Source organism: Pseudomonas sp. 05N432, from assembly GCF_056396945.1.
Genome location: NZ_JBFTMM010000011.1, coordinates 99,012 through 114,945, shown reverse-complemented (window position 1 = coordinate 114,945; position 15,934 = coordinate 99,012). Strand labels below are relative to the sequence as shown.

General features: G+C 60.7%; 15 protein-coding genes and 1 pseudogene. 9 read left to right on the top strand and 7 right to left on the bottom strand.

Translation table 11 applies throughout. The features are described from left to right. The first annotated feature begins 30 nt into the window (after positions 1 to 30). Both AC1DHT_RS13835 and AC1DHT_RS13830 read left to right on the top strand, forming a co-directional pair. Entirely contained in the window at positions 31 to 471 is a 441-nt protein-coding gene (locus tag AC1DHT_RS13835; protein WP_427543069.1) for a bleomycin resistance protein, read from the top strand. Positions 472 to 565: 94 nt separating this feature from the next. Beyond that, complete coding sequence (locus tag AC1DHT_RS13830; RefSeq protein ID WP_427543066.1) at positions 566 to 1,144, top strand: DedA family protein; 579 nt, start codon at positions 566 to 568, stop codon at positions 1,142 to 1,144. A gap of 302 nt (positions 1,145 to 1,446) precedes the next feature. Here the strand turns inward: AC1DHT_RS13830 and AC1DHT_RS13825 are convergent, their stop codons facing one another. Continuing rightward, positions 1,447 to 2,622, bottom strand: a complete 1,176-nt coding sequence (locus AC1DHT_RS13825; protein ID WP_442114773.1) for an aspartate aminotransferase family protein — start codon at positions 2,620 to 2,622, stop codon at positions 1,447 to 1,449. 102 nt (positions 2,623 to 2,724) lie between these two features. Here AC1DHT_RS13825 and AC1DHT_RS13820 point away from each other — a divergent pair, with 102 nt between their 5' ends. Then, entirely contained in the window at positions 2,725 to 3,633 is a 909-nt protein-coding gene (locus AC1DHT_RS13820; protein WP_427543060.1) for a LysR family transcriptional regulator, read from the top strand. A 132-nt stretch (positions 3,634 to 3,765) separates the two neighbouring features. After that, the gene (locus tag AC1DHT_RS13815; protein ID WP_427543057.1) at positions 3,766 to 4,779 is read left to right on the top strand and encodes a GGDEF domain-containing protein; all 1,014 of its coding nucleotides are present in this window, start codon (positions 3,766 to 3,768) and stop codon (positions 4,777 to 4,779) included. Positions 4,780 to 4,786: 7 nt separating this feature from the next. On the opposite strand, the gene msrA is transcribed toward AC1DHT_RS13815, so the two are convergent. From msrA to msrB, 3 genes are all read right to left on the bottom strand, one after another. Continuing rightward, a complete protein-coding gene (gene msrA / locus AC1DHT_RS13810; RefSeq protein WP_427543054.1) occupies positions 4,787 to 5,494 on the bottom strand; it encodes a peptide-methionine (S)-S-oxide reductase MsrA in 708 nt (235 codons plus the stop codon). Positions 5,495 to 5,556: 62 nt separating this feature from the next. Continuing rightward, positions 5,557 to 7,362, bottom strand: coding sequence for a cytochrome c biogenesis protein DipZ (locus AC1DHT_RS13805; RefSeq protein WP_442114772.1), 1,806 nt, complete (start codon positions 7,360 to 7,362; stop codon positions 5,557 to 5,559). A gap of 44 nt (positions 7,363 to 7,406) precedes the next feature. After that, positions 7,407 to 7,925 carry a peptide-methionine (R)-S-oxide reductase MsrB gene (msrB, locus tag AC1DHT_RS13800; protein ID WP_427543048.1) on the bottom strand — a complete coding sequence of 173 codons (519 nt, stop codon included), beginning with the start codon at positions 7,923 to 7,925 and terminating at the stop codon, positions 7,407 to 7,409. A gap of 152 nt (positions 7,926 to 8,077) precedes the next feature. Here msrB and AC1DHT_RS13795 point away from each other — a divergent pair, with 152 nt between their 5' ends. From AC1DHT_RS13795 to AC1DHT_RS13775, 5 genes and pseudogenes are all read left to right on the top strand, one after another. Continuing rightward, positions 8,078 to 8,794, top strand: a complete 717-nt coding sequence (locus AC1DHT_RS13795; protein ID WP_216741180.1) for a response regulator transcription factor — start codon at positions 8,078 to 8,080, stop codon at positions 8,792 to 8,794. Beyond that, a complete protein-coding gene (locus tag AC1DHT_RS13790) occupies positions 8,791 to 10,317 on the top strand; it encodes a sensor histidine kinase (protein ID WP_427543045.1) in 1,527 nt (508 codons plus the stop codon). The genes AC1DHT_RS13795 and AC1DHT_RS13790 overlap by 4 nt, the downstream gene beginning before the upstream one ends. Positions 10,318 to 10,407: 90 nt before the next feature. Beyond that, a complete protein-coding gene (locus AC1DHT_RS13785) occupies positions 10,408 to 10,920 on the top strand; it encodes a hypothetical protein (RefSeq protein WP_427543042.1) in 513 nt (170 codons plus the stop codon). A gap of 283 nt (positions 10,921 to 11,203) precedes the next feature. Continuing rightward, positions 11,204 to 11,908, top strand: coding sequence for a hypothetical protein (locus tag AC1DHT_RS13780; RefSeq protein WP_477761375.1), 705 nt, complete (start codon positions 11,204 to 11,206; stop codon positions 11,906 to 11,908). A 398-nt stretch (positions 11,909 to 12,306) separates the two neighbouring features. Next, positions 12,307 to 12,546 (top strand): annotated as a pseudogene (locus AC1DHT_RS13775) (YebG family protein); the annotation flags it as partial. Positions 12,547 to 12,709: 163 nt separating this feature from the next. Here the strand turns inward: AC1DHT_RS13775 and AC1DHT_RS13770 are convergent. The 3 genes from AC1DHT_RS13770 to pdhA are packed head-to-tail and all read right to left on the bottom strand — an operon-like array spanning position 12,710 to position 15,924. Continuing rightward, positions 12,710 to 13,819 (bottom strand): dihydrolipoamide acetyltransferase family protein, encoded by a 1,110-nt coding sequence (locus AC1DHT_RS13770; RefSeq protein WP_427543037.1) that lies wholly within the window; start codon positions 13,817 to 13,819, stop codon positions 12,710 to 12,712. 28 nt (positions 13,820 to 13,847) lie between these two features. Then, a complete protein-coding gene (locus AC1DHT_RS13765; RefSeq protein ID WP_427543034.1) occupies positions 13,848 to 14,834 on the bottom strand; it encodes an alpha-ketoacid dehydrogenase subunit beta in 987 nt (328 codons plus the stop codon). Continuing rightward, on the bottom strand, positions 14,827 to 15,924 hold the full coding sequence (gene pdhA / locus AC1DHT_RS13760; protein WP_427543031.1) for a pyruvate dehydrogenase (acetyl-transferring) E1 component subunit alpha: 1,098 nt from the start codon (positions 15,922 to 15,924) through the stop codon (positions 14,827 to 14,829). Before pdhA ends, AC1DHT_RS13765 begins: the two co-directional genes overlap by 8 nt. Positions 15,925 to 15,934: the final 10 nt, after the last annotated feature.

Genomic DNA, 15,934 nt, shown 5'->3' with positions numbered 1-15,934 from the left:
ATCAGGTCAGATGCGCATTAAAGGAGACGTATGCTTTCAAGGAACAGAATGGTCCCCGAACTGATGGTCGGCGACATCAGGAACAGTCTGGATTTCTGGACCAGATTGGTTGGCTTCAGGGTCGCCTACGACCGCCCCGAAGAGGGATTTGCCTACCTCGATTTCGACGGGGTGCAGGTCATGCTGGAGCAGTACGACCCGCTCGAAGGGCAATGGGTGACCGCTCCACTGGAACCGCCATTTGGGCGCGGCATCAACTTTCAGATGACGGTCGACAGTGTCGAGCCGATTCTCCAGCGGCTGGCCGCTGCCGAGTGGCCAATGTTTCGCCCGCTTGCCGAGAAGTGGTATCGATCCGGTACGGTGGAGGTCGGCCAGCATGAGCTGTTGGTGCAGGACCCGGACGGTTATCTGCTACGGTTGGTTGAGTACCTGGGGGAGCGTCCGCTCTCGAATGTCGCATCCACATAATCGCTTCAATCATGAATGCACGGGCAACGACCCCAGCCGATAACGGTCCACCATTACTCAGCCTCCACAACACGCCAAAGGCCGCCAACCGCCCATGTTCGAGCACATAGACCTCAATCACCTCCTCGCGACCTACGGCTATTGGGCGGTTTTTATTGGTTGTGTCATGGAAGGCGAAACCATCCTGATATTGGGCGGCATGGCGGCGCATCAGCATTTGCTGAAGCTTTGGCCGGTGATCGCCTGGGCCAGCGCCGGTGGGATGTTGGGGGATCAATTGCTGTTCTGGAGCGGCCGTTATTTCGGCACGCGACTGCTACCTCGCCTCAAACGCCAGCAAGCGCAGATCAAGCGCGTCAGCGGATTGATCGCACGCTACCCGTCGATGTCGGTTTTTTCGGTACGCTTTCTGTACGGCATGCGGTTGGTGGGCCCCATGGTGATCGGTGCCAGTGGCCTGTCGCCGTTGCGTTTTTCACTGTGGAACATGCTCGGTGCAATGGTTTGGGCCACACTGTTTGTCAGCGGCGGTTATTGGGCGGGCGAAGCGCTTCAGCAATTGTTTGGTGATCTCAGACCTTACCGGTTGCCGATTGCCTTGGGTGTTGTGCTGGTCGTTGTGGTTGTGGCGGTAATCGTGCACCTGAGAAACACGCGTAAGTTGCAGCAGTAAATCTGAGCACGTTTTACTCGGATCGAACCTACCTTTTTCAAGGAAACGTCTTGAAGACAACGGAGCATACCGAGCGCCTAATCGAGGCTGGTTACTAAACTCCGAGCGTTTCGACCCATCATGACCACCTCAACCAACGCCAACGAAACAACCTATCTTCTTGCTTCACGAGCCAACTCTGAACGTCTCATAGCCTCAATCTGCAACTTGCGCGCAGTGAAGGACGTAAAAGACGAGTGCCGGCAGGTGGTATTTCAAAAACACTCTGAAATACCGCCTGCCGTAAACAAAGATGGAGTTGGTTAATCCCCTCTCACCACCCGCCCTACCCCGCGCACAATCATCTCCACCTCCCGCTCATCAATAGTCAGCGGCGGCAGCAAGCGGATGGTCTTGCCCCGTGTCACGTTGATCAGCAGCCCGTGGTCCCGCGCAGCGATCAGGGTCAGATCGCGAATGGGTTGGGCCAGTTCGATGCCGATCATCAAGCCTTGGCCACGGATCGCCAGCACTTGCGGGTTGCCATCGAGTTCGGCGTGCAAGCGTGCGAGCAGGCGTTCGCCCTGACGCTTGGCGTTTTCCAGCAAGCCTTGTTCTTCGATGATTTCCAGCACGGTGCAACCCACCCGACACGCCAGCGGGTTTCCGCCAAACGTGCTGCCGTGGCTGCCCGGTGTGAACAATTCGGCGGCTTTACCGCGAGCCAGGCAAGCACCAATGGGGACACCGTTGCCCAGGCCTTTGGCCAGGGTCATGACATCCGGGACGATACCTTCGTGTTGAAAGGCGAACCATTGCCCGGTACGGCCGATACCGGTCTGGATCTCATCGAGCATCAGCAGCCAGTTGCGCCGATTGCACAATTCGCGCAGGGCTTTCAGGTAACCGGGCGGCGCGAGTTTCACGCCGCTCTCGCCCTGAATCGGCTCCATCAAAACCGCCACGATGCGCTGACCATGAGTCTGGTGCGCCTTATCCAGCGCGGCGAGATCGCCGAATGGCACTTTGATGAAATCCCCCGGTAACTCCTGAAAGCCCAAGCGCACCGCAGGGCCATCGCTGGCCGACAAGGTGCCCAGCGTGCGGCCATGAAAGGCATTTTCCATGACCACCACCAACGGCTGCTCGACACCTTTGTGCCAACCGTACAGCCGGGCCAGTTTCAACGCAGTTTCATTGGCCTCGGCGCCGGAGTTGTTGAAGAACACCCGGTCAAGCCCCGACAACTGCGTCAATTTGTGCGCCAGCCGTTGCTGCCAGTCGATGCTGTACAGGTTGGAGGTGTGCAGCAACAGGCCGGCTTGTTCGCTGATGGCGCTGACCACCTTCGGGTGCGAGTGGCCGACATTGGTCACGGCCACGCCCGCCACCGCATCCAGGTATTCACGACCGGCCTGATCCCACAGGCGTGTGCCCAGCCCTTTGGTAAAGCTCAAGGCCAGGGGTTGATACGTGGTCATCAGGCAGGCGGCGGTCATGACATCAAGCTCCATCATTGGTCAGTGTTTTTGCAGTATCGTTAGCCACCTGAGCTGGATAAACGCCGTAACTCTTCAATCATTTTAAAGCTGGGCTTGATAATGGACTTACTGCTGGCAATGTCGGTTTACGTGAAAGTGGTCGAGGCTGGCAGCATGACCGCTGCCGCCCTGGAGTGCGAAATGTCGACCACCATGGTCGGCAATCACCTGCGGGCGCTGGAGCAACGCCTGGGTGTCAGCTTGCTGCACCGTACGACGCGGCGTCAGCGCTTGACCGAATTTGGCTCGACCTATTATCAGCGCTGTCTTGAGGTGCAGGGGCTGGTGGCCGACTCCGAACGGCTGGCCGAACAAACTCAGTGCGAACCCAGCGGAACGCTGCGGATCACCGCCCCGCTGACCTTTGGCACGGAACGCCTGGCGCCCGCCTTGAGCGAATTCGTGTTGCGCTGTCCGCAGGTCAAGCTGGACGTGGTGTTGACCAATCAACGCCTTGATCTGCTGGACAACGGCTTTGACGTGGCGATTCGCCTGGGCAATACCGAACCGTCCAACCTGATCGCCCGGCCACTGGAGGACTACACCCTGACCATGTGTGCCTCGCCGGCGTACCTGGCACGCCGTGGCACACCGCAAAAACCGGAGGAACTGGCCGATCACGACTGCCTGGCCTTCGCCTACCCGGCGGGCGATGAATGGCGCTCGGTGGAAAAACAGTGGCGCCTGAGCGGCCCTGACGGGGAGATCGTCGTAGCGGTGAGCGGTCCGATGCTGATCAACAGTTCATCGGGCCTGCACCAGGCGGCACGCACCGGAATGGGAGTGGTGATGCTGCCGGATGCTCTGGTGGATCAAGACCTTCGGGAAGGGAAACTGGTGGCCCTGATGCAGGACTATCAACTGCCCCGTCGCCCGATGAATCTGATTTACGCGCAGGACCGCTACCGTTTGCCGAAACTGCGCAGTTTTGTCGAGTTTGCGTTGCAGACGTGGGGTAAACAGAACTGATTTGTGCACGCCATTATTGCTGCGAAAAAGGCTTCTACACCTTGATATCCGGCACTACAGTGTCAACGTGCCATGAGTTATTCTTTACGATTGGCTGGCCACTTGAAGATCAGGGCAGCAGGGAGAGCGGTGATGGTTGAGTTGTCCAGTATCGAGCCGTTGAAGGTCAGCCTGACTGATCTGAATGAAGACATGCTGCACGCGATTCTGGAACTGGTCAGCGACGGAATCTGGGACTGGAACGCCAACACCGGGTTCGTCTACCGCAATCGCGGCTGGTACGACATGCTCGGTTACGAGCCCCATGCTCTAGAGAACAACGTGCTGACCTGGGAGAACGCGATTCATCCCGACGATTACCAGCGGGTGATGATGCATTTCGATGATCACCTGCATCAGCGCTCCCCCCATTACCAAACCGAGTACCGTTGCCGCAAACAGGATGGCAGCTACATCTGGATCGAGGATCGCGGTCATGTGATCGCACGTAACGCCAATGGCTCAGTGGCACGGATGATCGGGGCCAACCGCAGCATTGAAGACAAGAAACGTCTGCTCGAACAACTCGAACGGCGCAATCATTCCCTCGAAGCGATGGTCGAGGAACGGACCCGCGAGTTGTCTCTGCTCAATCAGCGGTTACAGGCTCAACTGGACGAGAACCGCAAACTGGCAGAAAGCGACACCCTGACCGGGATCGCCAACCGTTACCTCCTGGAAAAAGCCCTGCCACTGGAATGCGAGCGCTCCCAACGCTTTCGTCAGCCGCTGTCGCTGATCGCCATGGACATCGATGACTTCAAAAATATCAACGACCATTACGGCCATGCCTTGGGCGACGCGGCGTTGGTGCACGTGGTCGAAAGCGTCAAACGCTGCGTGCGCGAAGGTGACTTGCTGGCCCGTTGGGGCGGTGACGAGTTCATTGTGATCCTGCCCAACAGCACCGCTGCCACCGCACGCGCMGTCGCCGAAAACATCCGCCTTGAGCTGTCGAGCCTGCCACCGGTGGGCGACTTCCGGGTCACGATGAGCTTCGGCGTGGCGCAACGCTTTGAAGACGAGCAACAAACCGGCCTGCTGGCTCGGGCGGATCAGGCGTTGTATCGCTCGAAGATCATTGGCAAGAACATGATTTCCGGTTGATCCAGCACTACATGCCAGTCTTCACCAACACCGGTTTCTCCTGATACCGCTCCGGGTACAGCTGTTTGAGTTGCGCCACTTTCGGCAGGTCGTTGATCACGATGTAGGGATACGTCGGATGCTCCGTCAGGAAGTTCTGATGGTAGGCCTCGGCCGGGTAGAAGCCGTTGTAGGTTTCGAGTTTGGTCACGATCGGTTTGTTGAAGGCGTGCGCTGCATCGAGCTGTGCGATGTAGGCCTGGGCGACTTTTTGTTGCTCGGCACTTTCGACAAAGATCGCCGAGCGATATTGGGTTCCGGTGTCCGGGCCCTGGCGATTGAGCTCGGTGGGGTTATGAGCGACCGAGAAGTAGATTTGCAGCAAGGTGCCGTAGCTCACCTGAGCAGGATCGAAAGTGACCTGAACGGATTCGGCATGGCCTGTGTCACCCTCGCTGACACGCTCGTATTGCGCGGTGTTCGCTGCGCCTCCGGCGTATCCGGAGAGCGCATTCTTGACGCCTTTGACATGCTGGAACACGCCTTGAACGCCCCAGAAGCAGCCTCCGGCGAACACCGCCGTTTCGCTGTTGGTCTTGGGCGTTTCATCGAGGGCAGGCGGCGCGATGGCGACCGCGTCTTCGGCAGCGCCGAATGAAAAGGCCATGCATTGGCCTGCGACTGCAGCGACGGTCAGCCCGAGCAGGGTCTGGCGCCAGGTAAATCGGGTTTTCATGATGACGACTCCTGCATAAGTAGATTCAAAGATCGCAGCCTTCGGCAGCTCCTACATGCTCATCAACCAAAGGTAAACGCATACGCCGACACGCCCGGGTCGAGGAACTCGATGCTGAAGGTCCGATCTGCCACGTCGCCGGGTTGGCGCACCAATTGGTAGAGGCGTTGTTCGGTGACGCTGCCGCTGCCGCTGCCATCCGGGGCGACGTCGGTGCCGTGGGCATCGCCCGGGGCCTTGCCGTCGATCATCACTTTGAAACGCACCGGTTTGCCGTCAGCACCAGGGCCCAGCACCAGGTGCAAGTCGCGGGCATGGAAGCGGTAAACGATGCGGCTGGCCGGGGCCGCCGAGGTGGCGCGCTCCGAACCGACGTTCCAGTGACCGTCCAGCGTCCAGTCATTCAGCGCCAGTGTCGCGGGTGCGCTGTAGGCGGCAACCTTGTCGGGCGCGAGGCTCGCCTCAGGTACGAAATGTTCCAAACGCTGGTAACCAACGTAGGTTTCCGGCGAGCGCACTTCGTTCATGTCCGGTGCCCGTTGCACACCTTGGGCGCTGGCATCGATCAGGCCATCGGCGACTTTCGCCGCGCCGGCTTCACGCAACAGCTGCTGGATCACCCGTTCCGATTCGGCGTAGTTGCCCTCGCCAAAATGGTGGTAGCGAATGCGTCCCTGAGCGTCGGCAAAATAGTGCGCCGGCCAGTATTCGTTGTTGAAAGCCCGCCAGATCCTGTAGTCGTTATCGATAGCCACCGGGTAGGTGATACCCAGGTTCTTCATGGCTTTGGTCACGTTGCCCACATCCCGTTCGAAGGCAAACTCCGGCGCATGCACGCCGATCACCACCAGGCCCTGATCACGATACTTCTCGGCCCAGGCTTTGACGTACGGCAAGGTGCGCAGGCAGTTGATGCAGGAGTAAGTCCAGAAATCCACCAGCACCACTTTACCCTTCAACGTTTGAGCGCTGAGCGGCGCTGAATTCAGCCACTGCACCGCACCGTCCAGCGGCGGCAGGTTACCTTCGACGGGCAGCGACGCGGGAGCGTTGGCGGCCACTTTCATCGCACCACCGGCGGCCATCATGCCGGCGCCTGATTGATCGTCGGCGGACGTCGGAATCCGCGCCATCATCGCCCCGGACTTACCCGCCAGTCGACCGACCAGCGCCTGTTCAAACCCACCGGTGGACGCGGTCGACACCCGCGCCAGAAGCCCGGTGTCCAGGCCCAGGGCGATCGCGGCCACACCCGCCAGCATCGCCGCACCAAGACCACGGCGCAGCCATTCACCGGCGCCGATCGAACGCTTCATCGCCGCGAAGACTTTACCGCCCAGCAACAACGCGACTGCGAGGGAAGTGGCGGCGCCCAGCGCATACGCCAGCAACAGCAAGGTGGTGCCGATGCTTGCCCCTTGCAGCGCCGCGCCAGTCAGCACCAGCCCGAGAATCGGCCCGGCGCACGGTGCCCAGAGCAGGCCCGTGGCGACGCCGATCAGCAACGAAGCAGCGGGACGCGGCCGGGCATCGGCGCCCGCCGCTTCCGACAGTCGACTGCCGGCGGCCACCAGTGGACGCGTCAGCCGTTCGGCGAGTCGAGGCAGCAGCAGCGTCAGCCCGAACAGTGCTACGAACAGCAACGCGAGCCAGCGACCGTACTGATTGAGTTGCACCACCCAACCGCCGCCCACCGCCGCCAACGAGGCGACGAGCGCGAAGGTCAGCGCCATCCCCGCCAACAGCGGCAAGCCACTCTTGATAAACGGTTGCCCGGTGCGAGCGAAGACAAACGGCAGGACCGGCAGAATGCACGGGCTGAGAATCGTCAGCACACCACCGAGATACGCGAGGACCAGAAGCCACATAACAAGGACCTGTATGAAGTGAAGGAAAAAGCCTGCCCATGGTGTCAGGCCGTTTGCGGCTTGAAGGTCATCGCCAGACCGTTCATGCAGTAGCGCAGACCGGTCGGTTTTGGCCCGTCGTTGAACACATGGCCCAGATGGCCGCCGCAGCGTCGACAGTGAACTTCTTCGCGCAGCACGCCGAACGAGCGGTCTTCGCGGGTCGCGACGGCATGCTCCAGGGGCGCCCAGAAACTCGGCCAACCGGTATGGCTGTCGAATTTGGTTTTCGATGAAAACAGCGCCAGATCGCACCCCGCGCAGGCGAAAGTACCGTCGCGGTGTTCGTTGTTCAGTGCGCTGGAATAGGCCCGTTCGGTGCCCTCTTCGCGCAGGATTTCGTACTGCTCGGCGCTGAGCAGCTTGCGCCACTCGGCATCGCTATGGCTGACCTCGAAGGTCTCGGCGGCGCTCGCCTCGCTGATCAGCAGCGAGTGCCCGGTCATTTTTGGCAATACACCGGCAACCAGCGCCGCAAGGCCCAGCCCGCCGCCCGTTAGAAGAATCTGTCGCCGTGAAAACATGGCCCTCTCCCTAAATCCGCCGTGGATGACATGGAACACAGCCTAGGCTTGAGGTGATCGCCAAATCCTCACGTGGAGTTAAACAATTCGTGATAACTCGCCGAGGGAAAACCCCGCACAATACGAGCACTGCGCAACAGGATTAAGTCCCAATGGATCAACCCAAACGCGTCCTGGTGGTCGAGGACGACAAACACATCGCCGACCTGATCTGCCTGCACCTGCGCGACGAACATTTCGAGGTCGTGCACAGCGCCGATGGCAACGAAGGTTTGCGCCTGCTCGAGCAAGGCAGCTGGGATGCGCTGATCCTCGACCTGATGCTGCCGGGCGTCGACGGCCTGGAAATCTGCCGCCGCGCCCGCGCCATGGCCCGTTACACCCCGATCATCATCACCAGCGCCCGGTCGAGCGAAGTGCACCGCATTCTCGGCCTGGAGCTGGGGGCCGACGATTACCTGGCCAAACCGTTTTCGATGCTTGAGCTGGTGGCACGGGTCAAGGCCCTGCTGCGACGGGTCGACGCCATGGCCCGCAACCTGAAAATGGACGCTGGCAGCTTGACCTGCGACGGGCTGTTCATCGACCCGATCACCCGTGATGTGTCGCTCGACGGCAAGCGCCTGGACCTCACCCCACGCGAGTTCGACCTGCTGTACTTTTTCGCCCGGCAGCCAGGCAAGGTCTTCTCGCGCATGGACCTGCTGAACGCCGTCTGGGGTTACAGCCACGAAGGCTACGAGCACACCGTCAACACGCACATCAATCGTCTGCGCTCCAAGATTGAAACCGACCCGGCGCAACCAGTGCGGATTCTCACGGTGTGGGGCCGTGGCTATAAATTCGCCCCGGCGCAGGAGCAGCCATGAGACTGACACTCACCCAGCGCCTGTCGGCGGTGTTCGCCCTGTTGCTGCTGGTGTGCAGCGGCACGTCGGTGTGGATGCAAGTGCGCTCCAACCACATGCATGAGCTGGAAGTGGTGCAAGGCTTGTCCCGGGATCTGGCGCAGCACATCGCCCACGACACTCAGTTGATGGACGCCAATGGCCTGAAACCCGATGCGCTACGCGAGTTGTTCAGCCAGTTGATGCTGGTGAACCCGAGCGTCGAGGTGTACCTGCTCGACAGCAGCGGCCGGGTGGTCGGCAATGCGGCGCCCGAAGGCCACCTGCGTCGCGAGCAGGTCGATCTGGCCCCCGTGCGGCGCCTGCTCAACGGTGAAGCCCTGCCGATTCTCGGCGACGACCCGCGCAGCATCGACGGGCGCAAGGTGTTCAGCGCCGCACCGCTCAAGGTCAACGGTCAGCAGGTCGGCTATCTCTACGTGGTGCTGCTCAGCGAAGAACACGACCGCTACGCCGAACGCGGCGCCACCAGCGCGGCGCTGAATACCGCGCTGTGGTCGATCGGGATGGTCGCGTTGCTGTGCCTGATCGCCGGTCTCACAGCGTTTACCCTGATCACCCGACCGCTGCGCCGCCTGACCGACACGGTCGCACATTTCGACATCGACGGCGTACCGGTCGCCCCGCCCTCGCCGGCGCCCTCAGGTCCAGCGGAGAACCTCGCCACTCAGGACGAAATCGCCGTGCTCGATGCCGCCTTCCGGCAGATGCAAAAACGCCTGGGCGAACAATGGCGCTCCCTCACCCGCCAGGATCAGGAACGCCGCGAGCTGGTCGCCAATATCTCCCACGACCTGCGCACACCGCTGGCGTCGCTGCATGGCTACCTCGAAACCCTGTCGTTGAAAGACGCCAGCCTGACCCCGGCCGAACGCCGCCGCTATCTGGGCATCGCCCTCGATCAAAGCCGCAAGGTCGGCGGCTTGGCGCAGTCGTTGCTGGAACTGGTGCGCCTGGAACACGGCTTCGTCCAGCCGGTGCTGGAGCGTTTCTCCCTGACCGATCTGGTGCAGGACATCTTTCAGAAATTCGAACTGACCGCCGAAGCCCGACACGTGCAGCTCAAGGCGAGCTTCGCACCGAACGTCTCGGCGGTCTGCGCCGACCTTGGGCTGATCGAGCGCGTGCTGACCAACCTGTTCGATAACGCCTTGCGCCACACACCCGATGGCGGGGAAATCGACATCAGCCTTGTCCCGCAAGGCAAGTTCGTCGAGATCACCGTCAGCGACAGCGGCCCGGGCATCGCCACAGAACTGCGCGAAGGCTTGTTCCTGCGTCCGTTCAACATTGGTGGTGCGCGTCGTGATGGCGGTTTGGGACTGCGCATCGTGCACCGGATTCTGCAACTGCATGGCCGCGAGATTCACCTGATGGACGTGCCGGGACAAGGCGCGACCTTCCGCTTTTCTCTGCCAGTGGATGAGGAAACGGCGAGCGCGTTGGCGGTTCGCTCAATGAATTTGAATTCGCCCCAGCGATAATCCGCTAGCCTCCCTGACATTGACTCAAGCAAGGACGCTGACCATGTTTTACGCAACCACCCTGCCCCAATCGTGCAGAGGTATCCGCTGATGCTCGATATCCTGCAAGGCACACCGCTGTGGGTCTACGGGGTTTTCCTGTTGATCTGTTATTACGGGCTCAGGGCCAGGACGCCCAGCCGGGAAAGCAAACTTTCCCTGCTCATTACACCGGGCATCCTGACGCTCTGGTCATTCTTTTCACTGAACTACCACGAACATACCGAGTTGACGTTGGGCAGCTGGCTCGCCGGTATCGCGCTGGGCAGTCTGGCGGCGATTGTGTTGTTCTCGCGCCGTGGGCTGACGCTGGACAGCGACGGCAAAGACCTGATCGTTCCCGGCACCTGGAAAATTCTCTACATCTCTCTGCTGTTTTTTGCGGTGAAGTACTTCATCGGCTATCAATCCGCCGTTCACCCGGAGCGCTCGGCCAGTGTGCAGACGCTGGCACTCACCGGCATCGCCTCGGGGTTTACGCTCGGGCTCTTTTGCGGTCGGGCAATCACGCTGTACCGCGAGTTGATGGCGCTGCGGGCACTCAAAAGCGCTCCCGCTGGTTAAAAAACAACCCACGCTTTATCGCCAAGGCCATGGTTGAAGTGCTGGTCGCCGAAATGAACTGAATACCCAATGCCCGCCGGACTGCCTTCAGCCCCGCCTTCGAATCGAACGCGGGGCTTTTTTGCGCAACGATTGGCTGCTGTTGCGGTCACATCGGTCGCTGTGTTGCCCTGATCGTCCGTTGGTCCGTGACAACATCGCAGCGGTCCAATAGATTAGGCAACCCGAAAACGCCGATGCTGTTCTCGTCTCAAATTCTGTTTAAAGAAGTAGTGAAATTTCAATGCCAGATTCCAATACCGCTGAATCCGTAATCACCTTGTCGTCCAAAGCGGAATACGAAAACTCCATCAATCTTTCACAACACGTGCCGCAGGCCAAAACCATCAGCGAGATGGTCCTGGACGCCTTCCACACCTCGAAAGAAAGCGACCAGATTCGCGAGTTGCGCGCGGCCATCCGCCAGGCTCACGACCGCTTCGACGACGACAAGGCCTACGAACTGATGGGCGAACTCAAACAACTCAAGGACGCCGAGGCCGCCGATATCGCCGCCCTGGAAGACCTGAGCAGCAAGTTCCCGATCAGCCGGATTCTGTCGAGCTTCAAGGATGACCCAGACTTTCAGGAGCTGGTCTATGGTCTGGCGCTGAAAGTGCTGAACCAGACCCATCAGGCCATCAGCAACCCAAGCGCCGGCAAGAGCAAGGCGGCCCGTGCCAAGAAAGAAATCGAAGTGTTCAGCATCAGCAAGGACGGCGCCAGCGTCAGCCTGCCGCTGCGCAATCCGCGCTCCAAACCGTACGTCGACCGTGAAGCCTTCGAATTCCTCGGTTTCACCTTTGTGGGTGAAGGCGACGAGGCGGAGCTTGCCAGCGAGACCTTCATCGACAATGCCGGCACCGAACAACCGGCCACCCGCAAGGCCATCGTCACCGCCCTGCAACAGCAKACCGCGTTCGACGGTTACAGCATCGCCGCGCAATAACCGCGGGCTACGCCCGTAGCAACTGTCGAGCCTGCGAGGCTGCGTCCTGGCTCCCGTAGCAGCTGTCGAGCTTGCGAGGCTGCGTCCGAGGACGAAGTCCTCGCCAATCCTGCGCACACGGTTTGCCTGAAAGAACGCATTGCCTGATTTTACGACCGCTTTGCGGCCGAACGCAGCCTCGCAGGCTCGACAGCTGCTACGGGAGCCAGGCTCGACAGTTGCTGCCGGTATGGAAGCCATTACCAGCAATGGGGCCGCTCGGCCCGCCTGACAAATCCTGAATCCGGTCTACATTAAAAAGCCACTACCCAAAGCGCAGGGATTCGCTTATCCTTTTGGCTGTATATAAATACAGTAGTCGCAAAAGACAACTATCGTGAAGGCATGTGAGGTGGTGAATGGCCGTCGAAGTGGTATACCGCAGCAGCCGAGATCTGGAGCGCTTGTTCATGGATAAAGCCGAAGCTGACCGTCATGACAAAATGCTCGAACTGGCCGAATTGCTGGCTGAAGTGTTGCAAAAAGCGGTTCCGTCGCTGACCGAGCAACAGGTGGAAGAAGCCGGGATCTACATGGCGAAAAACCGCGATGTGTTCGCCAAGGCGTTCAAGAGCCAGCCGGACGCCCTGTCCGAATTGCTTAACGTGCCTATCGCAGCCGTTGAACCCGTTGAGCCAACAGAACCAGCCGAGCCAGCGGAGCCTGCCAAACCCGCAAAATCGGCTAAGCCCGCGAAGTAAGCAACGCCCGAATTGAATAGGCCCTGAGTCACTGACTCAGGGCCTTTTTCATGCCCGCGTTTCAACTGTCCGGTTGTTCCAGTGCCTCGACCAACACCTTGAAGAACCGTGCCGCTTCCCCTCCCGTCACCACCCGGTGATCGAAGGTCAGCGACAGCGGCAATATCGGGTGCACCACAACCTTGCCCGCCATCGCCACTGGTTCGTCGCGAATGGCACCGGCCGCGAGGATCGCCACTTGCGGCGGTACGACAACCGGGTTGGCATAGCGCCCGAACATCGTGCCGAAGTTCGACAAGGTCAGGGTCGCGCCCATCATTTCCTTCGCCGGGATCGAACGCGCCTGCACGTCGGCGCGCAAGCGGGTGATGCCTTCTTTCAAATCATCTGACGAGCGATTGCCCACATCGCGCAACACCGGCACGAACAAACCATCGGGGGTGTCGACGGCAATGCCCAGATTCAGGGTGTCGTGGTGCTTGATCGACAAGGACTTGCCATCAAAGCCACTGTTGAGCATCGGCTCCACGGCACAGGCTGCCGCCATGGCCTTGGCCAAACGGATCAACGGATCGCGGGCACGGCCCCAGCGATGCAGGTCGGCATCGGCGTAGATGGTCACCGGCACCACCTCGGCGTGGGACCTGGCCATGTTCTGCGCCATGCTGCGGCGCACCCCGCGCAGCTTCTCCCCGCCAAATTTGTCGCGCTCGGTTTGCGAGGCACTTTCCACGTCGCTGCGGGTGATCAGCCCATTGGGGCCGGACCCGCTCAGCCCAGTCAACTCGACGCCCAGTTGCCGGGCCAGTTGCCGCACCGCCGGGGTCGCGCGAGGACTCATGTGTTCACGGGTCGAGGGTGCGGCGCCAATGAAAAACTGATCGTCCTGTTGGCTGCCGCCACCTTCAAGCCGTCCCACCACCGTGCCGGCATCCGCCTCGCCTTCATACCCCAGCAAAGGCTCGCCGACGTGCAGGATGTCACCTTCGCCGCCGAAGGTTTTCGCCACCACACCGTCGTAAGGTGCGGGAATATCCACCAGGGCCTTGGCAGTCTCCACCGAAACCAACAGTTGATCGGCCTTCACCGTATCGCCGACCTTGACGTGCCATTCGACAATTTCCGCTTCTTGCAGCCCTTCGCCCAAGTCAGGCAATTTGAAATATTTCATTGCAGCCTCCCGGGCCTCAGGCGCCTCTTTAGAAGTGGTGCAGCACGCTGTCGCAGGCGTGAAGGATGTCTTCGACGTTGGGCATGTACAGCAACTCTTGCCGATACAGCGGTGGCGGAATGTCCGGCGCGGTGACCCGCAGGATCGGTGCCTGCAAATCCAGCAATGCACGTTCATAGAGGCTGGCGGCGATTTCCGCGCCGACGCCACAGGTTCGTGGCGCTTCATGGACGATCACGCAACGGCCGGTCTTGCGCACCGACGCCTCCAGCGTGTCGAGGTCCAGCGGCTTGATGCTGGCGACATCGATCACCTCGGCCGAAATCCCTTGCTCCGCCAGCGCATCGGCTGCCTGCAAGGTTTCCATGACGCTGGCGCCCCAGCTGATCAGGGTGATATCGCTGCCTTCACGCAAGGTGAAGCAGGTATCGAGCGGCAGGCGTTTGCCATCGTCGATCAGCGGTTGCGGATTCATTCGGTAGAGCCGCGTCGGTTCGAGAAAGACCACCGGGTCCGGGTCATCGATGGCCGCCAGCAGCAGGCCATAAGCCCGCGCCGGTGACGAAGGAATCACCACGCGTAACCCTGGGATATGCGCAAACAGCGCCTCGGTGCTTTCACTGTGATGTTCCGGCGCACGAATGCCGGCGCCCATCGGCGTGCGCAGCACCATCGGGCAAGTGATTCGCCCGCGTGTGCGGTTGCGCATGCGGCTGGCGTGGGACACCAGGTGCTCCATGGCCGCGTAGATGAAGCCCATGAACTGGATTTCCAGCACCGGTTTCAAGCCTTGGGCGGCCATGCCGATCACCAGCCCGCCGAGCATGGTTTCGGCCAGCGGCGTATCGATCACCCGCTTGAAGCCAAAGCTGTCGCGCAGCCCTAGCGTGGCGCGAAACACACCGCCGTTCACGCCGACGTCCTCACCGAGCACAATCACGTTTTCGTCCTCGCGCATCGCCCGATGCAACGCCAGGTTGACCGCCTCCAGCAGCGTGACTTTGCCGTTACTCATGAGCGGCCCCTCCTGCACGGCGCGCCGCGCGTTCGAGCAACCACTCGCGCTGCTCGGCCAGCGCCGTTGGCCACTGGGCATAAACGTGATCGATCACCGATTTAGGTGACTGTTGGCCAGCCGCATCGAAGTTATCCACAGCGCCCTGCACCAGCGCCTGACACTCGGTAATCAGTGCCTGTTCGCGCCCTTCGTCCCATACGCCCTGCTCGGCCAGATAACGTTGCAAGCGCTTGACCGGTTCTTCAAGCCAGGCCTGTTTGACCTCTTCGGCCGGGCGATAACGCGTCGCATCGTCTGCGGTGGTGTGATCGCCGAGGCGGTAACTCACGCATTCCAGCAACACCGGACCTTTACCGTGACGCGCGCGTTCGAGGGCGATTTGCACCCGGTCGTAGACCGCGATTATGTCGTTACCATCGACTTGCTCGCCGTGGAAACCGGCGCCTATCGCCTTCTGTGCCAAGGTCGGCGCCGCACATTGAATCCGCCGTGGCACCGAGATCGCCCACTGGTTGTTGTTGATCACGAACACCACCGGCAACTGCCAGGCTCCTGCGACGTTCAAGGCCTCAAGAAAGTCGCCCTTGCTGGTGGCGCCATCGCCGCAGGTGGTCACGGCCACCCGGTGTTCACCGCGAATCTTGAAGGCACTGGCGACTCCGCACGCGTGCAGCGCCTGGGTAGCGATCGGCACACAGATCGGGAAGTCCTCGACCGCCGCGGGCTCGGCAAAATCGCTGCCGCGCTCATCGCCGCCCCAGTACAGCAAAATCTCTTCCATGCGCACCCCGCGCATCAATTGCACGCCAGTGTCGCGGTAATACGGGATCAGCACGTCCTCAGGATGCATCAGGCTGCCGACGGCCACGCCGATCGCTTCCTGGCCAAGCGTGGGTGCGTAAGTGCCGATGCGCCCGGTGCGTTGCAGGGCGACGGCTTTTTGATCGAAGAGACGGGTCAGGACCATTTGCCGGTAGAGACGGGTCAGCAGATTGAAGTCGTCGGCCCAGGCGGGTAGTTCGCTCAATGGCTGGCCGTCGGGGGATAAATAGCGGGTGTAGGGAAGGTCGACCTTGTTATGGGCCATGGCACAGCTC